This window comes from Nostoc sp. ChiQUE01b, assembly GCF_034531255.1.
In the GTDB taxonomy this organism is placed as follows: domain Bacteria; phylum Cyanobacteriota; class Cyanobacteriia; order Cyanobacteriales; family Nostocaceae; genus Nostoc.
On sequence record NZ_JAVRBM010000059.1, the window covers coordinates 1 to 21758 of the forward strand.

Consider the following 21758-nt stretch of genomic DNA (forward strand, 5'->3'; position numbering starts at 1 on the left):
GTCAAAACCGATCTTAAAACTAATGCTTGCAGCCATGTAATTCTGTTTTCTAGCGCAACACCACCGCCACCGCCCGTTTCTCGGTGAGGTGCAGAAATTCCAACACGCTGTCAACATTTGGCTCAATACCAGTCATCGCCACAAAAAATTTCCGCAAATCTTTCTGGTATTCGCGCCGGGTGCTGGGTGCGCGAATATTGGCGAGCATCAAAGCAATGACATCCTGTTCGTCCTCCCTTGCAGCAAAATACCGTCATGGTTTGATTTTTAATTCCCCTTTTTACTAAACTTTTGGCATATTACTTACTGAAGAACCTGAAACTCCAGTAATAAATATGAGATAATTTCTCAATAAACTTGAGAATAAACTTATATTAATTAAAATGACAAAAATTTATACAAGTTCCGAGTGGGATGAGATGTGGGAAGAGGGCTTACAAACTGGAGAGATTACCTACCATTGTGATGATGTTGAAAGCGTTTCGATCTGGCATCATCCACTTAAAAAAGGTTTATTTAATGAGACTTCACTGTGTCTGGGACTCCGAACAGAAATCTTTAATTTTGAAAATCCAGAGATTCACGCTTATGATTCGCTCAATAGCGGTTACCGCACTGTGTCTATGGTTTTTCGGAGTTTAGGGGTATGGAGAGAGCAAATCTTTGGTGTGAATGAAGATGCTTGCGAACAACCTGGAGAAAGCTATTTATTTTCCTTTGAAACAGGAACACGAGAAATTGAAAAATTTATGGCAGGACGAGATATCAATGTTAGAATCCGTCTGGAACCGCAGCTGTTGAGATTATTGAGTAAGGGTCAGGAAGTATATTTACCCTCCCTACTCAAACCATTCTTGGAAACTGATACACCGCCTTCATTTTATCAATCACTAGGCAAAATGACCCCGGAAATGCAAGTAGCATTGCAGCAACTGCTTCAGTGTCCGTTTCAGGGAATCATGCGACGTACTTATTTAGAAGCTAAAACACTGGAATTAATCACCTTACAATTTGCTCAACTGTTTCATAATGGTACACCATCCTACCAGATGATTAATTTGAAGAGCAGTGATGTTGAGCGCATCTATCTAGCGAGAGATATTATTACCCAAAATATTACCAATCCACCCTCATTGATTGAGTTAGCACGACAAGTGGAGTTAAACGATCGCAAACTCAAGCAGGGATTTCGTCAACTCTTTGGTACGACAGTGTTTGGATATCTGCATGATTACCGTTTAGAGAAAGCTTGTCAACTCCTCATGGAAGGAAAGATGAATGTCGCTCAGGTGTCCTACGCTGTGGGATTTGCCAATAGAGGTTACTTTGCTGCTGCATTCCGCAAGAAATTTGGAATCAATCCTAGCGATTATCAAGCACAGTGGCGAAAAAAGTCCGCCTAGCGATCGCAAATGACCCTGTAGAGATCACCTGAAATCAGAAAATGCTCTATTGTACCTAAAAGTTATTGAAATTTACTTGCAACTGTTGTGGGGACTTCGTGATTTTGGTGTCTAGAGCTATGGGTCAAAAATCTCACATTCTTTTCGCTATAGGTGTGATCTCAATTCTGAGAATTCAACCTGCTCAAGCAGATTCAGATATTTCTCGCCTTCAGGATATTATTCATCCTCAGAGAAGTACTGCACTACTGGCTCAAGACTCTGGTGTAACGGTAGTACAGGTAACAGAAGTCAAAGCCAATCCCACCGATAAAGGTGTGGAAATAATTTTACAAACGGCTCTGGGACAACAGTTGCAAGTCGTAAATCGCAGTGCTGGTAATAGCTTTATTGTTGAAATTCCCAACGCACAATTACGTTTACCGAGTGGTGATGCATTTACATTCCGTTCGGAAAAACCAGTTGAGGGTATTACCCAGATAACGGCAAGTAATCTGGATGCCAATACTATCCGGGTAACAGTAACGGGTGAGGCGGGTCTACCAACCGTAGAGTTGTTTGACAGTCCCGACGAGGGTCTGATCTTTGGGGTGGCAAGTGTAGCTTCCACACCACCACAGCAGCAACCTCCAACGCCACAAACGCCAGAACAAGAGCAGTCAACGAGTGAAACCCAAGCGGAGCAAGAAGTATCAGCAGAAGATGATCAGCCAATTGAGTTGGTGGTGACAGGGGAGCAAGATGGGTATCGCGTCAGAGATACCTCAACGGCCACCAAAACCGACACCCCTCTGCGCGACATTCCCCAGTCAATTCAAGTGATACCTCAACAAGTAATCCGCGATCAAAATATCACCCAACTGCAAGATGCCATTAGAAATGTTCCCGGTGTGAACGTGTTTACTCCTCCATCCTTCCCAACCGTTAATGTGAACATCCGGGGCTTCCTTGTTGGTGCTTACTCCGGAAATTATCTTAGGGATGGTCTGAGAGAGCCTTCACAAACCACATTTGACTTCGCCAATATCGAGCGAGTGGAAGTTCTCAAAGGTCCCGCTTCAGTTCTGTTTGGTCGAGGACTTCCTGGTGGCACAGTCAATTTGATTACCAAACAGCCCCTACGTGACCCTTTCTATGGTGTTGATGCCATGATCGGCAGCGATGACTTCTACCGTGGTGCAGTCGATCTGTCTGGACCATTGAACGACTCTGGAACCATTTTGTATCGATTAAATACTACTTACAAAAATGCAGGTAGTTTTGTAGATTTTTTAGAAAACAGACAACTACTCATTGCCCCCGTTCTAAGTTTGGCAATCGGCGAGAAGACAAAATTGACTCTGGAAGGAGAGTACATCGATTCTACGACTAACTCAAGTAACTTGGGTATTCCAGCTGATGGTACTATACTTCCTAACCCGAATGGGAAGATACCGCGCAACCGCAATATCAATGAACCTTCCGCTTTCTATAAACTGACGCTTGGTAGAGTTGGATACAGGCTGGAACATAAGTTTAGCGACAACTGGTCACTCCAAAATGCTTTTCGAGCAGTGTTTGAGCGTAACGAACAAGAACTCTTTCTCCCTACTAGCCTTGCGGACAATAATCAAATCGTCAATCGTCTAGCCATTAAAGACCGAAGAGTGGAGTCTGATTCCTATGACTTGGCTGTTGATTTGGCTGGTAAATTTTCAACTGGCTCAATTGAGCATCAGTTACTAATCGGCACTACCCTTAGTTTTGACAGAACGACAGACCAAAGTTTTCGGGGTACTGCTGCACCGCTTGATCTGTTTAATCCCGTATACAACAGCACAGTTGGTTCTCTTAGCAGGGCAAGCGATGCCACCAAAACAGATTCACTGGGTATTTATATTCAAGATCAAATCAAGCTGGTGGAAAATCTCAAACTGCTGTTGGGTGTTCGGTTTGATACCTTCAAGCAAACCACAGAGAACCTTGTGGCTAATACAGCGCTAGAACAATCTGATAATGCCTTCAGCCCCCGTGTTGGTATTGTCTATCAACCTGTTACGCCAATTTCGCTCTATGCTAGCTATACTCGCTCGTTCAGTCCAGTGACAGGAATTGCTTTTGGTGGCAACTCATTTCAACCAGAGCGCGGCACGCAGTATGAAGTCGGGGTCAAAGCAGATTTAAATGATCGGCTATCTGCAAGCCTTGCCTTCTATGACATCACTCGCTCCAATGTCACAACAGAGGACAATAGACCAGGTGTACCACCAGGCTTTTCCATCCAAACAGGTGAACAACGCAGCCGGGGTATTGAACTGAGTTTTGCAGGCGAAATATTACCAGGGTGGAGCATTTTTGCTGGCTATGCCTACAATGACGCTCGTATTACTAAAGACAACACGTTTGCGGTAGATAACCGGGTGAATAATGCACCAGAAAACTCTTTCAACCTGTGGACAACCTACGAAATTCAGCAAGGTTCATTCCAAGGCTTTGGGGTTGGTGCGGGATTCTTTTTTGTAGGCGATCGCCAGGGAGATTTAGCCAACACATTTACTGTGCCCAGCTATTTCCGCACAGATGCTGCCCTCTTCTACAAGCGAGATAGATTCAGGGCACAGATCAATTTTAGAAATCTATTCGATGTGGACTATTTTGAGTCTGCCGCAAATAGGGTGCGGCTTTTTGCAGGTGAACCGTTGACGGTACAAGGAACGATTTCGTGGGAGTTTTAGGAGAATTTAAGAGATGAAAAAGGGGTGATGATGTGTTGAAGCGTTTGTATGCCCACAGGGTTTTGAAGTGGTGTGTAAGGGACGGAAATTTAAACTAAGACACTTTAGAAGTCTCCATCAACTTCAACTTAAGCCCCTAATTCTTTTTTGTAAATCTCTAATTGCTATTAATTAAGAGGATTGTATTTTGGCATTAAGACTTACAATAACTTAGCCGCAATGAAAAAGTTTCTTACCGGGGTTTATGCTCAATTTGTGTGGTTTACATTATCAATATCAATGGTTATTGCAATTGTAGCTTGTAGTAATACCCTTGTTGATCAAGTTGAAAACGTGGTTTCTACAAGATTAGGATCATGCCGAGTGATTCAGCACTCAGTGGGAGAAGCCTGTATTCCCGATCAACCCAAACGTCTTGCCACCCTTTCTCACTTAACTCTGGCTAATGCAATTGTCCTCGGTGTTAAACCAATTGGTAGTGCTTCAGCATTAAACAATGAGCAAGATAATTTCCCTGCATATTTAAAGGATAAAACAGAAGGAATCAAGCAATTAGGTGAACAAACTAACCCTAATCTAGAAAAAATATTGCTACTTAAACCTGATTTAATTCTAGGTTGGCAACCTCTGAGTAAAATCTATCCTCTTCTGTCTCAGATTGCCCCTACGGCACTGGGTAAATGGCGAGGCCCGCCATCTTGGCGAGAACATTTTAATTTTGTAGCTGAGGCATTAGGGAAAAAAGAAGCAGCACAAGAAGCTTGGGATAATTATTATCAGCGAATTGAGCAATTGAAAATAGCATTAGGTAGTCGATGTCAAGATCAAACAATATCTGTTATTTCTGTTAGTGATGGTCGGGGAATTATCGTCAATACAAAAAATTCCTTTGCTGGTTCTATTCTTGATGATATTGGACTGCAACACCCGAAAGCACAAAATGTTATTGCACCAGTTGGCCGATTTAGTCTTTCTGAGGAAAAAATAGGAGAAATAGATGGTGATATTCTATTCATTTCAATTTTTGATAGTCGTGGTAGAAAAAGTCTTGAAAAACTGCAATCAAAGCCTCTTTGGAAAACACTCAAAGCGGTTCAGCAAGAAAAGGTATACCTTGTAGAACAGCTAACTTGGGGCGGGTCAAACTTGCTTGCTGCCGATGCTGTAATCGATGACTTATTCAAATACTTAGTCAACACACCCTAAACTTATGCCCAAACACGTTTTATTCGTCTGTCAATCCTGCCACTGTTCATTCAAAGAACGACCAGAAAATCAGCCTGCCGATGGTACTCTTTTACTTGACCAACTAAATACTTTGTACACTGAACAATTCCAAGCCGATGAACTTGAAATTCAACCTGTTGGTTGCTTGGGGATATGCGATCGCCCTTGTGCCGTTGCGTTCTCTGCACTTCACAAACCTACCTTCTTATTCACTCACCTCCCGTGTGCCGAAAGCGCCGTAGCCCTGCTCCAGTTTAGCGAAGTCTATTTGAGCAGCAAAACTGGCAATATATCGGGGAAGCACTTTCCTGATGTGCTGCGATCGGCAAGCATTGCCAAGATTCCACCCGTGATTTAAGAGTAATAGAGAAAATACTTGTTCCTTGAGCAATTCAACATAGAGAGCCGATACAGTAGAAGCAATTGACGTAAAATCTACAATATGCGTCTTGTTTTAACCAATCATTTAGACTTCAGCTTAAATGCGATCGTGTAGCGTCTCGTGGAGAAGAGAAGGAGAATCGCTAAAAACCAAACCTAAATATTTAGCCCAAAATAGGCGTTTTTTTCTCTCTACACATACTTTCATTTTTTTCAATACTAAGACTAGCCCTTTCAAGGTGGCCAACGAAGATACGTTGTTTCAGTGCTACCATCTTGAATCCTTCGCTCAGATTTTGGGCTTTTTGAAGGTTGAAATAACCAATTCTCGTTCTAAATCTCACCACCTTGAAAGGGCTGATAGATATTAGTGAACTGACTCTCTAGTACAACCACTCTAGTAAATGAAGATCTGACGATTGGCATCCTTAAACCCCAAAATAAGACTTTCCACCTGTGCATACCTTCATCATCATTTGGTTCGGTCAACTGATCTCCACCATCGGCAGTAGCATGAGTGGGTTTGCCCTTGCCGTCTGGGCATGGGAAGAAACAGGTCAAGCAACCACCTTCGCCCTTTGGGGCTTTTTCGACTTGCTGCCTCGCATTATCATCACCCCCTTTGCAGGCGTGATTGTCGATCGCTGTAATCGAAAATACCTAATGATGGTTGGCGATACCGTTGCCGTGCTGACAACCATTGCCCTGCTCTGGCTTTTCCTAACTAAGGACTTACACATTTGGCACTTATACCTGACAGCAGCAATTGCCGGAGCCTTTATCCAAATTCAAGAACTTGCTTACTCCGCCTCAATTTCTCTGATGGTATCTCAGCAGCAGTATGTGCGGGTTAGCAGTATGAGAGCTTTATCAGGACGCATCGCTCAAATTTTGGCTCCCCCATTAGCAGGCTTCCTCTACTATGTCATTGGGTTTACCGGACTAGCCCTGATTGACATCATCAGCTTTGCCGTAGCGATCGCCACCCTGACATTGGTCTCCATTCCCCAACCAGAGCCCCATTCTCCAGCCTCAAAAGCATTTTCTCATCCTCTTAGGGACTTCTGGGAAGATTTGCAATTTGGCTGGCGCTATATCCTTGAGCATTCTCAACTGCTGGCATTGCTGATCGTCACAACCTTGTTTTGGCTATCCCACGATATTGGTAATTACTTATATACACCGATGATTCTGTCTCGCACCAACAATGATGCGAAGGTACTGGGTATGCTTGCTGCCGCAGCTGGATTGGGTGGAATGACCGGAGCCACATTGATGAGTTTATGGGGTGGTCCTAAACGGCGAATTGATGGAGTTTTGCGCGGTATGATCGGCGCAGGAGTTAGCAAACTTGTATTTGGACTGGGGCGAGTTTCCCAAGTATGGATTCCAGCTCAGTTTTGTTCCTCCTTTCACTTTCCATTCTTGGGCAGTTGTAACACCGCAATCTGGATGAGTCAAGTAGAACCGAGTATTCAAGGGCGAGTGTTTGCAACCCAATCACTGATGTTCCAGATCGCAGGCGCAGTTGCCACCCTCATTGCCGGACCTCTCGCCGATGGCATTTTTGAACCCCTGATGATGAAGGGAAACAGGATAGCAAATGTCCTGAGCAACGTTGTTGGTAGCGGTCCAGGCGCAGGGATAGCGATTCTCTATATCATAAGTTCAGTTGGCTTGATAGCGATCGGTTTAGCTGGCTATGCGATTCCCGGCTTGCAAGCGCTTTTTGTAAGGAGCAACGCCAAAAAGTGAGATCAAATCAAAAAGAGCGATGTCTACGACGGGCTACGCCTACGCAAAACAACTCGAAGTAAGGGACTTCCAGAAAATAAATTATCATTCTTAAATAAAGCCTGTGGAATCAGGGCTATTTCATTCTAAAAAGTTGTTTGAGTGTGTCTAAACCAAAAGAGCAGAGTCGTTGGGCTTGTGCCATATTTTTAAACATCTGATCGCGGTATAAATTGAGTGTAAAATTGCGAGCGATCGCAAAATTTTGAGGGAGGGGGGTAGTGCGAATTCTAGATTTATCTTCGCCTTGGGTAACATCTCTAACATAGTGGACTTTATTTTCAACACTCCAATATCCTCTAATTCGCTCAGCTAATTCTTGAGCAGTTTCATTTAAAGATGAAATATAATAACGGGTTTCATGAGTTACTTCAATAACATTGTGTGTGAAAACCTGACGTTCTGATTTGACTTGAATCAAAGTGCTAAGTCCTGGCCAAGAGCGAATACCATCAAGATTTTGACAAATACTGACATGACGCTTTTCAATTCGACCATGCCCTTTGTTTATCTGTTCATAAGTGAATTCTGGTATAAAATTGGCTTTAACATCTTTGAATAGATTAGGTTGATTGCCTTTTAAGGCGGCAACATAATCATTTCCACTATTTATAATCAACTCACAAGTTTTTTTGAGTATTAATAGCATCAAAGGCAAAAACAACTCCCTTGAGAGCCAGTTTTGAAATCAACTCAGGTAAAGCTTTGATTTCATTAGTTTTGGCATCGACTTGAAATGGCTCTAAAATTAAGCCTCGCTCAACAATATAAGAACTAACTAACATAATCGCTGGATGCGAATCGGATTTAGGGTTATCATTTTCAATCAGATATGAACCTTTGAGAACTTTGCCATCTAACCCAACAGTTTCTCCAGTATTTGGTTGTACATTAAAGAATTTGCTCAGACACACGGAATAATCTTCGTAATCCACGTGTAATAAGGCACGACGCACAGTGCTATAAGATGGTAGTCTATTTTTCGGCGGTTGAAAAAGGTCAATCAACGGCTCACGGTAGCTTGAAATCCAGTCTCCAATTGCTAAAAATCCTTTGTTCCCTGCTGCGATCACCAATGTGAAAAGTGCCAAAGATAATGGTAGATTATGTCTCTGTCCGGCGCGGCGACGGGGGTCTTTTAGACCTGCAAAAGCTTTGATAATTTCGATTTCAGACACGGTAATAGATGCTTGAAGTAGAACTGGCGCTGCATTTTACCATATCGCGTCTACATTTAGAATGAAATAGCCCTGTACTTTCCCATTGTTGCCATATTGTCACCTCTTTGAAAATTTTGGGAAACCATCATTTTTTAATGATAAAAAAGTTCAAAAATCATCAAGCTATTTTTTAGATAACTGATAATTTGTATCATTCATCTTTCAGCTTACTTAAATTTTGAAATTCTAAAATGGTTAAGACAAATACTATAAACATAAATATGATATCTGCAATAAGTATTCCATAATATATGCCTTTTAATCCATATATTCTTGAAAAGAATAACACCATTGGTACATTTAAACCCATAGCTCTTAACAAAAGAACCACGATGACAGTTTTACCTTTACCTAGAGATTGAAAAAGAGTATTACTAAAGAATGCTAAAGGCAATATGGGTGTTGATATGCTGAGAATTCTAAAATTTAATACATCATCTTCTGTAAAATTAACATCTGGTAGAATTAGACCCAAAAATATCCTTGGAGATAGTTGTAAAGGTAGCCAAATTAATAGTAATAAAATAGTACCAATAATTGCAAAAGTTAAGTAGACTTTTTTAAGTCTCCTATAATTTTTTGCGCCATAATTCATTCCAATTATAGGTTGTAATGCATGTGCTAAACCAATAATGGGAATAAATCCCAATAAAGTCACTTTTACTGTTGCTCCAAAGAAAGCAATATCATTGTTTGTTCCGTAGTAAGAAATTGAGTTAAAAACTACAAAATCTTGAACAAATACCATAACTGGATGAAATAGTGCTGAGATTCCCACTGATAATATTGCAGGTAGTAAATCTATTGCGATCGCTAACTTTTTTAGATTAACTGGTATGGAGCTTTTACCAGACATAAAATAAGTTAAGTTTAAAATAGTGGAAACAGCCATTCCAATAACTGTAGCAAGGGCAATTCCTTGAATACCCCAATGAAAGACACTGATAAATGTATAATTTAATAAGATGTTAACAATGATATAAATAAAGGCAAATATAGTTGATAGCCTTATATTACCCTCTGATTTTATGAGTTGGCTAGAAGCTCCCGCAAGGATATAGAATAATGAACCCAGTATATAAGTCTTAAAATATGCCGTACCAGCAGAAGCAACTTCACCACTTCCTCCCATGAATACAATTAGTTTTTCACCAAAGCTATAGCCAAGGGTTGTGATTACAAAAGCGATCGCGACACCCATAACTATCAAGTTGCCAAAGATTTTCGACTGAGTTTTGATATTTTCAGAACCAATGGCTTGACTGAGAACAGAACCAGAACCGACCCCAACTAAGAGAGAAAATCCCTCAGCTATACTAGTGAGCGGCAATGCAAGGGTGATACCAGCCAGAGCTGTTTTACCAATAAATTGCCCTGCAAATAAAGCATCAAGAAAATCATTCAAGCTAAATATCAGTACTCCCAAAGTACTGGGAATTGATAATTTGAATGTTAGCTTAACGAGATTGCCTTGAAGGATTTCGTTTGTGATTTGAGATTGTTTTTGAGCAGTCATTTGTTTACTCAACCTTAACCAAACGGCTAACGCGATACTGCTTTACTGCTTCTAATTCCATCTCTTTTGCTGAGTTCAATGCACTCATAACCTCACCACAAACTTCAATTCTGGCTTCATAAGCACCTGCTGTACTGCCATCGGTCGTAATATAATCAATGCGAACTTCTGCCCAATCAACATCCTGTCCTTGGGTAACTTCTTCCATAGCAAGCACTTTGCCCGCTTTCAAGTATTTGAGCCAAGTCCAGCCAGACTGCATCCAAATTTCACGTTCAGCAATCTGCTCAAATTTGCTTAAACCAGTCTATCCTCGATAGTATTGGCGCAAACTAGAAACTGAACCATTTCGCTGCACTAGTAAATCCAATATATCTGGCTCCAAATGTCCCCAAAAGAAGCCTTGGGGTAAATCAACTAAGGTAGGAGCAAATTGATGTCCCCCAAAGTGAGTTGTTTGCCAAACTCTTAACTTTCCCTTAGGAGCATATTCCTTACGTAATTGTCGATATATAGGAGTTCCAAATCTGCCACAGGCAAGATCTACTTGAGCATGGGTACAAACCATGAGTTCACGAATGTGACTCGTTTGTTGTTGATATTGCTGAAATTGCGATAAATCGTTGGGTTGTTGGATTAACTGCTTGAAAATTGCTGTCAGTAAAGCAGCGGCTTTGTTTTCTGGAACAACAAACTCTTGTTTCTCAAACTGAGAAAACAGCTTTGCAGGTCGGTAGTAGTAAAACACACGGATAAAGCCAGGATGAGAATACTCTCGGTCAAGAGCAATTAGCATTGGTTTTAACTTAATCCCATGCTTAAAAACTAACTCTTGGAATAAACCCATCAATGATTTGATAGTTGGATTTTCTTGAAATATTTCTTGCGGCCAAGGTTGTGGAACTTCCATAATCAGCCAATGGTCGCAAGTACCTGCTGTACCAATTGGATCTTCTCCATTAGCTTTAGAAACCAATGAGCAAAAATGACAATCTCTTGTGATAAGTTGGTGAATCGCCTGATTCATATTTTCATTCAGCAACGCCTTATTTTTAATTACTTGGTTTTTTATTTGCTCAAGCTTGTAATATCTAAGTATTCAAGATGCTGACCGGATAAGACAGATTAGATAAGTCAAAAGTCCAATTATCACTATCTATCGGCATACTCTTCAACACTTCAACAATTGCATGAGTAAGTTCTTGAAATTTTTCCCTTTTAAGAGATGGAAAAGCAGTAATGGCTAAATTCTCTTCTACATGTTCTGGGGCTTTCATTCCCACAAGGGCAGTGAGGAGACCAGGGGCACTCCGGGTATACTGAAGTGCGCGTTGGCAGTCTGTTCGGAAGTTTTTACCAAAGGCGGAGGAAATCTTTTCTGGGATCTGACCCACGACTTGCGCTTGATAGATTGAACCACTAGCTATAGGGATAATGCCTAAGCGATAAGCAGCTTCCAAGAGTGATACGTGTTCTCCTTTGACATTCTGAGTTGGTGCAAGAAGTGCTTCTGGCATGACCATGTTCAAGGGAAACTGAATGAACCGGAAGCTATCTTCTTTGTTTCCAGACACTTCCTGAGCAATAGACTTCACTCGTGCTAAATCTAAATGCTCGCGTGAAGTAGGAGGTACACGGAAGCCCTCCCAAGTTGCTAGACCGTAAGCAGCAATTTTTCCAGTATCGACAGCATCTTCCATTACTTCAAAGGCCGCCCGTAACCGCTCATATAAAATATCTGGTGTAATTTCAGAGAGATGTTTTTCTGGGTTGTGGATATAGTAAACGTCGATTGTTTGCACTCCAAGATTTTCAAGGCTCCAATTGAGTTGATCTTGAAGGTATTCTGGATGTATGCAGTAACGCCTATCAATTAGGTCTGTCACGCTAATTGCAGAGATGCTTTGCTCAATGTAATGCTGGCAAAACCAATCTGCGGGATCTGAAGTTACATGTGGAAGAATGCCGCCTTTCGTACAGATGATTAATTCATCCCTCAACACTTCTCCCGACTCCAATAAATGCCTGACAGCCTTTCCTACACTACGTTCTGCTTGCCGGTCGCGATACACGATTGCGGAGTCAATCAAATTTACACCACGCCGAACCGATTCGATCACAGCTTTCGTCACGAGAGCGTTGGTCTGCTCATCGTTTTCACCAAGGTAAGTTCCTAGCCCAATAGAGCTTACAATTAACTCACCAGCTTCTCGGAAGTGATCTGGCGCACAATATTTTCTGTGCTTTTCCCTGTAACGTCGTGTTCCTTCTGCTGTAGCCTTGTATGGAATTATATTCATTGTATCTCCATATATTCTGAATTTCACTAGTAACATTTAATCAATGTTTGTAAATTTAATATATGACTGTTTTTGGTTCACCAAAAATACATCTTTTTCAGCTATTTTTTATCCAAAAAACCACTACGAATTAGGTATGAGAAGTAGGTACTCAGTAATTTGCTATCGAGTGGCGGGCAGGTTATTGAAGTTCCTGTTAATCCAGTGATAGTATTTTGGCAGTCGTACTGGTAGGTTGTTGAATCCTCAGTTGTTGTTTGCTCGACAGATTTGCTTTCAGAAAAAATTGCTATCAACGGATACAATGCATTGTCAGTTGACATCAGAGTTGCATTGATCAGCTCCTCTTGCCACTGCTCGTAGGGAATTTTCCGCAGTGGGTAACCAAATGACTGAATCCAGTTGACAAGCTCACTCCAATGAAGAGGCTGAGGATTGAGAATATGAAAAACTTTCCCTAAAGAAGATTTATGTTGCGATAAATGAACGATCGCTTTACTCATATAATCTACAGGGATTAAATTCACCATTGTGTCATGATTGGGGACGCTTCCAAGTTCGATACAGCCTCGAATCATTCTGAAAGTGTGGTCGTTAGCATTGCAGACACCTGTCTGGCTATGTCCTGAAATACGTCCTGGTCTATAAATAGATACAGGAACACCCCGCTGACGAGCAATTGTAACTAACTTTTCTGATACCCATTTACTTTGTGTGTAGCCGTTAGCGATCGCTTCCCAATGCTCTGGGTTATCTTGTTCGCAAACTATATATCCAGAGCCTTCAGCAGCAGCAGCTACGCCAATCGTGGAAATGAAATGGACTGGTTTTACTTTAATTTGAGTGGCTAATCTCAACACTTCTTGAGTTCCCAAAACATTCGCAGCTTTGAGTGCAGAGTAAGGGTAAGTAAAATTAACTAGTGCGCCATTATGATAGATAAGATCAATTTGAGTAGCCATCAAACGAAACTGCTCATCTGACAATCCCAAAAGTGGTTGAGATAAATCTCCAACAACTGGGATAATTCGTTGAGCGAAACTGTCATCCCAAAGTAAATAAGATTCCAAGCTGTCTTGCAGTCGCTGTTTGGCATCTGCGGCTGTTTCGGCACGTACCAAACAGTAAATATCTGAGTCAGGCGTTTGTTGCAGTAGTTCGGAGAGTAAAAAAGCTCCCAAAAAACCGGTTGCACCAGTCAAGAAGATAGAGCGTGGTTCACTTTGATGTCCTACAGGTACAGTTGTAGGGTGAATTGCAGGATCTAGGACAGCTTCTGCATTGAGATTAACACTTGTGGCATCATCAGCATCCAAATCTACCCCCTGTTTCTTCTCAACTGTCTTAGCTAAATTGGCTATAGTAGGGGTATCAAAGAAATTACGCAAAGACAGCTCCACCTGAAAAGCTTTTCGTACCTTGGCAAGTAATTGGGTGACTAGCAGCGAGTGTCCCCCCAAGTCAAAGAAGCTATCGTGGATACCCACCTGTTCCAAACCTAAGACTTTTGCCCAAATTTCAGCTAGCTGTTTTTCTATTAGAGTGCGTGGTGCTACATACAGCTGTTCTAACTCAGGACGAGTGTGTTCAGGTGCGGGTAGTGCTTGGCGATTAACTTTGCCATTAGATGTCAATGGTAGCGCTTTCAAGAACACGAAAACTGAGGGGATCATGTACTCAGGTAGTTTCTGCAAACAAAAACTGCGTAGTTCACTTATAAGTGTTGAGTGAAGATTTTGTTTGAGGACTTGGAACTTAGAAGTGAGAACTATATATGCTACTAAGCGCTTGTTATCAAGAGCCTCTTGTGTTACTAAGACTACAATTTCCTGCACTGCTGAATGTTGCTGTAGTGTTACCTCAATTTCTCCCAATTCGATACGGAAGCCGCGAATTTTTACCTGGTGGTCAACTCGTCCAATAAATTCTAGGTTTTTATCGCCTAAGTAGCGAACTAAGTCCCCGGTTTTGTACAGCCGCGCCCCGTTTTCCTGACTAAAAGGATTTGTCATGAACCTTTGTGCTGTTAATTCAGGGCGATTTAGATAGCCCCGCGATAAGCCTGTACCGTTGATGTAAAGTTCACCAGGCATACCAATCGGTACTGGTTGCAACCGCTCATCTAGCACGTAGATTTGTGTATTGGCTAAAGGACGTCCTAGTGGAACTGTCGAGGATTTGAGATTTTGGATTTGAGATTTTGGATTAGTGGAAAGCTCAACCAGATAAGTTAGGGCACCTACAGTAGTTTCTGTTGGGCCATAATGGTTGAGAATCTGGCAATTTGGTTTTCGTCGTTGGATAGTCTCAATCAAGTTCCAGCTTAAGGGTTCACCACCAAGGATGAGGCATTGGCGAGGCAAAATAGACTTTTGTGGGGAAGATGCTAGAAGAGCGGCCAGGTGAGAGGGAACAATCTTGAGACAGTCGATGGGATGACGGTGAAAGTAGTCCGCAAGTGCTTCTGGGTCAGATGCCCGCTCCTGAGATATTATATGAAGGCATCCTCCTGTAGATAAGGCGGGAAAAATCGCGGTGTTACCTAAGTCTGCTGCGAAGGTAGAAACAGTAGCGAAATTGGCATCATTGGGCAGGTTTAATTTCTCCAAGATGCCGTGCAGGTAATTGACGAGTTGCCGATGCTCAATGGCAACCCCTTTGGGTTTACCTGTGGAGCCAGAGGTAAAAATTACGTAGATTAAGTTTTCACTTGTTACCTCGCTATTCGGATTAGTATCGTGCTTTTGCAAATTCGCTTCCCAATCTCTGTCTAAGCAAAATACCTGCACGTTTGTATCAGGCAGTGTTTCCATCAGTGACTGTTGTGTTAAGACTATTGGTGCTTGGACATCTTGCAATCGAAAGGCTAAAGCATCTTTTGGTAGCGCTGGGTCTAGTGGTACGTATGCTCCACCTGCTTTGAGAATGCCAAGCATAGCGATGATTGTATCCAGCGATCGCTCTACACATATCCCCACCAGCACTTCTGGTCCCACACCAACAGCCTGTAAGTGATGAGCTAATTTGTTTGCACGAGTATTTAGCTGGCGGTAGGTCAGTTGCTGGTCTTCAAAGACAACAGCAATGTTGTTAGGTGTCCGCTCCACTTGTTTTTCAAATAGCTGGTGAATGCACTTGTTTTGTGGGTAGTTGGTCTGCGTATTGTTAAATTCAACCAACAATTGCTGTCGTTGGCGATCGCTCAGAATTTCTAACTCGCTGATTGTAGCTTCTGGGCTGTTAGCGGCACTTTCTACCAAAGTCTGAAATTGTTCTGCCAAGTATTCAATATCTTCTAGTGAGAATAAGTTGGCATCGTAGTGAAATTCTGCTGATAGAGAGTCTTCTGTTCGCACGCAGGAGAGCTTTACTTGAAATCGGTCAAAACAGATGTACTGCTTGTACAGGGAAAATAAAACTCCACCAGCGCAAAGTTTTGCAGGCCATTCCTCAAATTCAAAACTCAGTGGGAAGTTCACAACATTGACAGCTGTTTCTGTGCTTTCTTCCCAGATGAAGTATTCTTGCCATCTGTGATTATTGCGTAAAGTCTCGCTATTGTGACACAAAATTTCACTGAACTTAAAATCATCCTGTAAAGTACAGCGAGTTGGTAGCCATTTAGCCAATAACCCCATCGTTGTATGTAGTTCTTCGTACTTCCTGCCACTATAGACGGTGCTGATGACAATATCTGATCTTTTTAGTATCCGGTAAAGTAATGTCTGCCAACAGCCAAAGAGAAATTCAGCAATTGTAGTGTTATGTAGAGGTGTGATCGCTTCTAACTTTGGTACTAAATCTGAATCTATTCTCAAAGCATGAACGTCAGGAGAAAATTTCGTTTGTTCATTGAACTTGCGTTCAAAGGGAAGGTTCAGTGCTGGAAGCGACCAGAGGTATTGCTGATGCCAGTATGCTTTTCCGGTTTCTGCATCCTTTTCTTCTAATAGTTCGTTCTGCCATTCAGAAAATTGGATGTATTGTACTGGTTCATTAGATAATTCTTCACCTTTTAAAGATGCAGCATAGCGATCGCTAATTTCTTGAACCAGATTTTTGAGCGACCAGCTATCCGCACATAGCGATGGCAGGGTAATAAGTAAAATATGCTGGGTTTCTGACAAAGTTAGTAGAGATGAACGCAAGAGTGGGTCTTGCTCAAAATTGCAACTAAAGTACTTTTCTGCTTGAAATTCTTGTTCGATTTTGGCTGACTTGTCTTCGAGAGAAAAATCGCTAATATCAATATTTTTCCATAAAATTATGCTGCTTTCAGCTATCACTTGAATAGGTATTTTTATTCCCGGTCGTTTAAGAAAGTTTGTCCGAAGAATTTCATGGCGATCAACAAGTTTTTGTAAAGATTCTTTTAAGATTTTTGTATCCAGTTTACCGTCAAGACAAATAGCATATTGAGCGCGATAAGCAAAACTATCTTGTTGTAATAAACAGAGATGCTTTTGCTGTGGGGAAAGCCGAAACCCTTCAATAGTATGATTTTGCATAGATTATTCAAATTATTGAAATACCTTTAAATGTCTTCACTACGAATCATTTCACCCATCGCCACGAGAATTTTGCGTGAACCCTCATAGGGATTGCGTCCATGCGCGGTCAACATATTGTCTAGCATTAATACGTCCCCTTTCTGCCAAGGGAAACTGATTGTGGCTTGCTGATACACTGTCCCGATTTCTTTCATAACCGAGTCTTCAATAGCAGAGCCATCACCATAATAGACATTACGCGGCAGTTTTTCCTCACCAAACATTAACAACAAAGATTCACGGATACTCGACTCTAAACATGATATATGGTGCAATTGCACTTGATTGAAAAACACTAATTCCCCAGTCTTTGGATGCTTAGAAACTGCTGGTCGAACTTTACGGGTCACAAGACCATTACCTGAGAGCCACTCGAAATCTATTCCAGCTTGGCAGCAATAATTTTCAACAACTGTTTTATCAGTAGTGTGAAAAAAATCTTGCCAACTTACGTCTAGGCCTTCAGTGTAGTTGCGGATGTACATTAATTGCTTTTGCTCAAATCTTGCTCGCAGTTTTGGGTCGAGTAGTTGGTAAACTTTTCGACAGTCCACAATTGGTGTTTCGCCGCCAAGTTTAGCTGGTTGTATGCAGAAAAACCAGATTTTTAAAGGCCAACAGTGCATATGGGAACTTTCGTTATGAAATAGAATAGCTTGGTCAGGTGGATAAGGGGTGGAACCATAGACTTTATTACTGATCCCAACTCTAGGCAAGTCCCCATACTCACCAAACAAACTTGGACAAATAGCCTGAGCCAGATTTTCAAATGTTGACACAGAATCTAAATTGAAACCTCTCAAGAGGATAGCACCATGCTTTAGCAACTCAGTTTCTATAAATTCCCGATTGCTTTGAACCCAATCTATTAAATCGAAATCGTTTAACTCAGGTTTGAGTACCAAAGGAAGTGTTTCTCCAGGACGCAAATAATCTATCTTGATTAATTGTCCTTGTGGTAACTTCACCGCTTTAGGTTTGAAGTTTTTGAAATTTTTCAACTTGCTCTTTTCCTGTTTAACTTCTGTCTCCATTTTTTCCCTCTTTTCAGCTTCAGTAAGCATTTCCAAATTGTTAATCCGAGTATCAGGCTGTGCCACAATGCTGTTTAACAGCGCTTCAAAATGCCCGGACATACGTGTGATGGTGGTGGCATCAAAAAGGTCAGAATTGTAGCGCCAGTTTCCCTTGATTCCCTGTTCTATTTCTGTCAGAAATAGAGATAAATCAAACCTTGCCGTATTGTTTCCCCAAACAAACTGGCTAAGGGTCAGTCCTGGAAATTCTAAAACAAGTCTCTGAGTATTTTGGAGGACAAATAACACCTGAAATAGCGGTGTGTGGCTAGAATTGCGTGCAGGTGCGAGAACCTCTACTAATTTCTCGAAGGGCAAGTCCTGATGATCGTAGGCTTCTAATGTTATCTTCCGCACCTGTTTAAGCAACTCCCTAAAAGTTGGATTGCCTCCAAGGTAGGTGCGTAAGACAAGCAGATTTATAAAAAAACCAATTAGTAACTCTGTTTCAGGCTGGTTACGGTTAGCAACATCAGTACCAACAACAATATCATCCTGGTTTGTGTAGCGCTGTAGCAGGATTTGAAAAGCTGCTAGTAAAGTCATGAACAAAGTCACATCTTCCTGGCGCGAGAGCACTTGGATATTTTTGGAAAGATTGCAAGGAATTACGAAGGAATTAGTTGCCCCTTGGTTGGTTATAACTGTCTCTCGTGGACGAACTGTTGGCAACTGTAGCACAGGGAGGTTAGTACTTAGTTGCCGTTTCCAGTAGGTTAGTTTTTCTTCTAGCACTTCTCCTTGCAGCCAATGTCTTTGCCAGACACAAAAGTCTGCGTACTGGATAGGAAGTTTTGGGAGTGGGGAGGGTTTTCCGGCACAAAAGGCTTCGTACAGTGCTGCCAACTCACGTACAAACACGCCCATTGACCAGCCATCTGAAACAATGTGGTGTGTTGTTACTAATACTACATTATCTTTTTCACCGAGGTGCAAGAGAGTTACTCGCAGTAACGATTCCCGTGTCAGGTCGAAGGGCAGCTGTGCCTCTTGTTGAGCTAGCTGTTGAACAAGAGCTTCCTGCTCAACTTTTGGTAAATCGCGCAAGTTTACCATTGGTAATTTTATACTTCCGGTTGGGGCGATCGCCTGAACAGGTTGTCCATCTACTGTGGGGAAAGTGGTGCGAAAAACTTCGTGACGACGCACGATTTCAACAAAGCTCTGTTCCAGTGCGGCGATATTGAGATCCCCAACAAAGCGTAATGCAGCTGGCTCGTTGTATGTGAAGCTTCCAGGATATAGTTGCTCTAATAACCACAGTCTTTGCTGGGGAAAGGACAAGGGAAAACAGTTGGACTTTCGACTTTGGAACTTTATTTGTTCTTGTGAAAAGATATCCCTCTCATTTTTGTTAAGCCTTTGCAGAAAAAGCTCGCGTTTCTTAGGGGAAAGATTGGCAATCCGTTGCGAAAGGTCACTCATTTTAATCTTCTGCCTCAACCAATTGCTCTTGGGAGACAAGTATTGTCTGTACTTCATCCTCTGAGAGGTTCTCAATTTCTGCTAGCATTTGAGCCTGCTGCTCTCGATCTGTCTGTTCAGCCAGTATTCGTGCAATAACCTCAGCGAGATCGGCCACACTAGGTTTGTCAAAGAAGGCTTTATAAGGCAGTTCGATCTTGAAGGTTTTGCGTAACCGAGAAAGGACAATAGTCGCAACTAAAGAGTCTCCTCCTAACTCAAAAAAGTTATCGTAAATGCTTACCTGTTCAATACCAAAGGTTTCTTGCCAGATGTCAGCCAGGGTAAGCTCGATTTCGTTACGTGGAGAAACATATGAATTCCCTAAGTTAGGGCGCTTGTGAGTTGGTTTGACTGGAGCAATTTTACTAATTTGCTCTGACAAAGAATTGAGAGTATCTTTGAGATTAATCAAGTTCCGATTAATTAAGTTATTCAAATCGGTATTTGAAACAACAACTTGAGGCGCTGTGCTACTCAACAAAATACGTCTAAACGCTTCCATGCCCTCTTCAGGTGTTAATGCTGCTTCTTCGAGCGTTAATCCTGAAACACGCTGTATATTTGTTTTAGCTATCCATTCTGGAGTCTTCCATCTATTCCAGTTCATAGCTTTAATGAACCTGCCATGTTTTCGAGCACTGTAGTGAGCGAATGCGTCAAGAAAGGCACATGTAGCGGTGTATTCTACTTGCCCGATTCCACCTGTGATTGAAGCTTGTGATGAAGTCAGTACAAAGAAATCTAAATCGGCATCTTTGAAGAGATCGTGGAGTATTAACGTTCCCATAACTTTAGGTGTAAAAACAATTCCTCCTGTTAAAAGCGTTTTTTGTGCAATCCATTCTTGTTTGTTTTCTGATGCATTATGGATCACCCCATGAATTTGACCAAATCGATTTTTTACCTGAGCGATCGCTGCCTTCATTTTTTCTGGATTAATCACATCGGTGTTGATCACCAGAACCTCTGCGCCCAAAGTCTCAAGTTCTTGTAATTTACGGATTTTATGGCTGACGCTATCTTCTTGATCGTGAGCTGACGACCATTGTGACCACTCGTCTCGATTAGGAAAAGCCGAATGTCCTATTAGTACTAGTTTGGCGTGTACAGTCTTTGCCAGATATTCTGCATTCAATAGACCAACGCCTCCCAATCCGCCTGTAATCAGATAGACTCCCTCTTCCCTTAAGCGTGGTTTTCCTTCCACGGATTCATCCAATCGGACGGGTTCAAAGGTTTGCGCCCAGCGATGATTTCCACGGTAAGCTACAACCCGGTCAGACGTTTGGGTATGTAGCTCATCCAGCAACTGGTCTGTAAGTTTATCCTCTTGCCAACTTTCTGAAACAGGAATAACAACATCAATGCTACGACAGATTATGTTCGGGTACTCTTGGGAAATGACCTTACAAGGTCCAAGCGCCATCGCCTTTTCAGGGTATAGCATCTCTTCACCTGTTACTTCATGCATATTATCTGAGACAATCGTAATTCCAAGGGAATGTGTCTGGTTATTTTCACTGAGTGCTTGCGCCAGAAACACTAGGCTGTAAAAGCCCAAGTATTCGGACTTTTTAAGGGACTCAATTGATAATTCTGCATGAAGATTTGATGTAACAGTCCATAGATGAACAATTGTTTTTGGGATCTTCTTCAGTGCAAGAAGTTCTTTCAAGAGTGCGTCGTAATCATCCCTTTGTCGAGGATTGATGGTATATACCTGTTGAGGTGATTTGTTCTCCCTACCAAATCGCTCTCCAACCTTGACTACAATCACATCGTGACCATCAAGCTCGAGTTGTTGCACCATTTTCTCACCTAAGCCGCACTCATCGGCAAACACTAACCAGCATCCCGGCTGAGTTGTTCTAGCTTTTGAGTTAAAAGGCTGCGGTGCCATCGAGCGTTTCCATGATGGAATGTAGAACCAATCGGCAATGTCGGGCTTTTTATCTAATGATAGTTGGCGCGTATTGCTAGGATCTTTTTGCTCCAAGGTTGCGGTAAATGCTGAAGCTAATGGTAGTGCTGCTGACGAAGGAGCTTGAGCCACCAAAATATGCTGCCCTAAAGCTTCAGTTTCAGGGAAAGCTGCTACTTCAACAAACCC

11 protein-coding genes and 2 pseudogenes are annotated in these 21758 nt (G+C 41.9%); 5 read left to right on the forward strand and 8 right to left on the reverse strand.

Annotated elements, in window-relative coordinates:
• Positions 1 to 49: 49 nt before the first annotated feature.
• Entirely contained in the window at positions 50 to 211 is a 162-nt protein-coding gene (locus RMY63_RS29145) for a hypothetical protein (RefSeq protein ID WP_322732044.1), read from the reverse strand.
• 172 nt (positions 212 to 383) lie between these two features.
• On the opposite strand from RMY63_RS29145, the gene RMY63_RS29150 reads away from it, so the two are divergent.
• The 5 genes from RMY63_RS29150 (at position 384) to RMY63_RS29170 (ending at position 7480) form a co-directional block, all read left to right on the forward strand.
• Positions 384 to 1403 carry an AraC family transcriptional regulator gene (locus RMY63_RS29150; RefSeq protein WP_322732045.1) on the forward strand — a complete coding sequence of 340 codons (1020 nt, stop codon included), beginning with the start codon at positions 384 to 386 and terminating at the stop codon, positions 1401 to 1403.
• A gap of 119 nt (positions 1404 to 1522) precedes the next feature.
• Positions 1523 to 4117 (forward strand): TonB-dependent siderophore receptor, encoded by a 2595-nt coding sequence (locus tag RMY63_RS29155; protein ID WP_322732046.1) that lies wholly within the window; start codon positions 1523 to 1525, stop codon positions 4115 to 4117.
• 279 nt (positions 4118 to 4396) lie between these two features.
• Positions 4397 to 5323: an iron-siderophore ABC transporter substrate-binding protein gene (locus tag RMY63_RS29160; protein ID WP_322732047.1), complete on the forward strand. Its 927-nt coding sequence runs from the start codon at positions 4397 to 4399 to the stop codon at positions 5321 to 5323.
• Between the two features lie 4 nt (positions 5324 to 5327).
• Positions 5328 to 5702 carry a DUF1636 family protein gene (locus tag RMY63_RS29165; RefSeq protein WP_322732048.1) on the forward strand — a complete coding sequence of 125 codons (375 nt, stop codon included), beginning with the start codon at positions 5328 to 5330 and terminating at the stop codon, positions 5700 to 5702.
• Positions 5703 to 6181: 479 nt separating this feature from the next.
• Positions 6182 to 7480, forward strand: coding sequence for an MFS transporter (locus tag RMY63_RS29170; RefSeq protein ID WP_322732049.1), 1299 nt, complete (start codon positions 6182 to 6184; stop codon positions 7478 to 7480).
• Between the two features lie 115 nt (positions 7481 to 7595).
• On the opposite strand, the pseudogene RMY63_RS41935 reads toward RMY63_RS29170, so the two are convergent.
• From RMY63_RS41935 to RMY63_RS41940, 7 genes and pseudogenes are all read right to left on the reverse strand, one after another.
• Positions 7596 to 8697: pseudogene (locus tag RMY63_RS41935) on the reverse strand (ISAs1 family transposase).
• Positions 8698 to 8890: 193 nt separating this feature from the next.
• Positions 8891 to 10255: an MATE family efflux transporter gene (locus tag RMY63_RS29185; protein ID WP_322732052.1), complete on the reverse strand. Its 1365-nt coding sequence runs from the start codon at positions 10253 to 10255 to the stop codon at positions 8891 to 8893.
• 4 nt (positions 10256 to 10259) lie between these two features.
• A pseudogene (locus RMY63_RS29190) lies at positions 10260 to 11282 on the reverse strand (sucrase ferredoxin).
• A 64-nt stretch (positions 11283 to 11346) separates the two neighbouring features.
• The gene (locus tag RMY63_RS29195; RefSeq protein ID WP_322732053.1) at positions 11347 to 12555 is read right to left on the reverse strand and encodes an aldo/keto reductase; all 1209 of its coding nucleotides are present in this window, start codon (positions 12553 to 12555) and stop codon (positions 11347 to 11349) included.
• Positions 12556 to 12656: 101 nt separating this feature from the next.
• Positions 12657 to 17063 (reverse strand): amino acid adenylation domain-containing protein, encoded by a 4407-nt coding sequence (locus tag RMY63_RS29200; RefSeq protein WP_322732054.1) that lies wholly within the window; start codon positions 17061 to 17063, stop codon positions 12657 to 12659.
• Positions 17064 to 17089: 26 nt separating this feature from the next.
• Positions 17090 to 19606 carry a condensation domain-containing protein gene (locus RMY63_RS29205; RefSeq protein WP_322732055.1) on the reverse strand — a complete coding sequence of 839 codons (2517 nt, stop codon included), beginning with the start codon at positions 19604 to 19606 and terminating at the stop codon, positions 17090 to 17092.
• Between the two features lies 1 nt (position 19607).
• Positions 19608 to 21701 carry an SDR family NAD(P)-dependent oxidoreductase gene (locus RMY63_RS41940; protein WP_416212561.1) on the reverse strand — a complete coding sequence of 698 codons (2094 nt, stop codon included), beginning with the start codon at positions 21699 to 21701 and terminating at the stop codon, positions 19608 to 19610.
• Between the last annotated feature and the right edge of the window lie 57 nt (positions 21702 to 21758).

Coding starts and splice junctions, on each gene's coding strand:
- RMY63_RS29150 (WP_322732045.1), top strand. CDS start 384: ATGACAAAAATTTATACAAGTTCCGAGTGGGATGAGATGTGGGAAGAG.
- RMY63_RS29155 (WP_322732046.1), top strand. CDS start 1,523: ATGGGTCAAAAATCTCACATTCTTTTCGCTATAGGTGTGATCTCAATT.
- RMY63_RS29160 (WP_322732047.1), top strand. CDS start 4,397: ATGGTTATTGCAATTGTAGCTTGTAGTAATACCCTTGTTGATCAAGTT.
- RMY63_RS29165 (WP_322732048.1), top strand. CDS start 5,328: ATGCCCAAACACGTTTTATTCGTCTGTCAATCCTGCCACTGTTCATTC.
- RMY63_RS29185 (WP_322732052.1), bottom strand. CDS start 10,255: ATGACTGCTCAAAAACAATCTCAAATCACAAACGAAATCCTTCAAGGC.
- RMY63_RS29195 (WP_322732053.1), bottom strand. CDS start 12,555: ATGAATATAATTCCATACAAGGCTACAGCAGAAGGAACACGACGTTAC.
- RMY63_RS29200 (WP_322732054.1), bottom strand. CDS start 17,063: ATGCAAAATCATACTATTGAAGGGTTTCGGCTTTCCCCACAGCAAAAG.
- RMY63_RS29205 (WP_322732055.1), bottom strand. CDS start 19,606: ATGAGTGACCTTTCGCAACGGATTGCCAATCTTTCCCCTAAGAAACGC.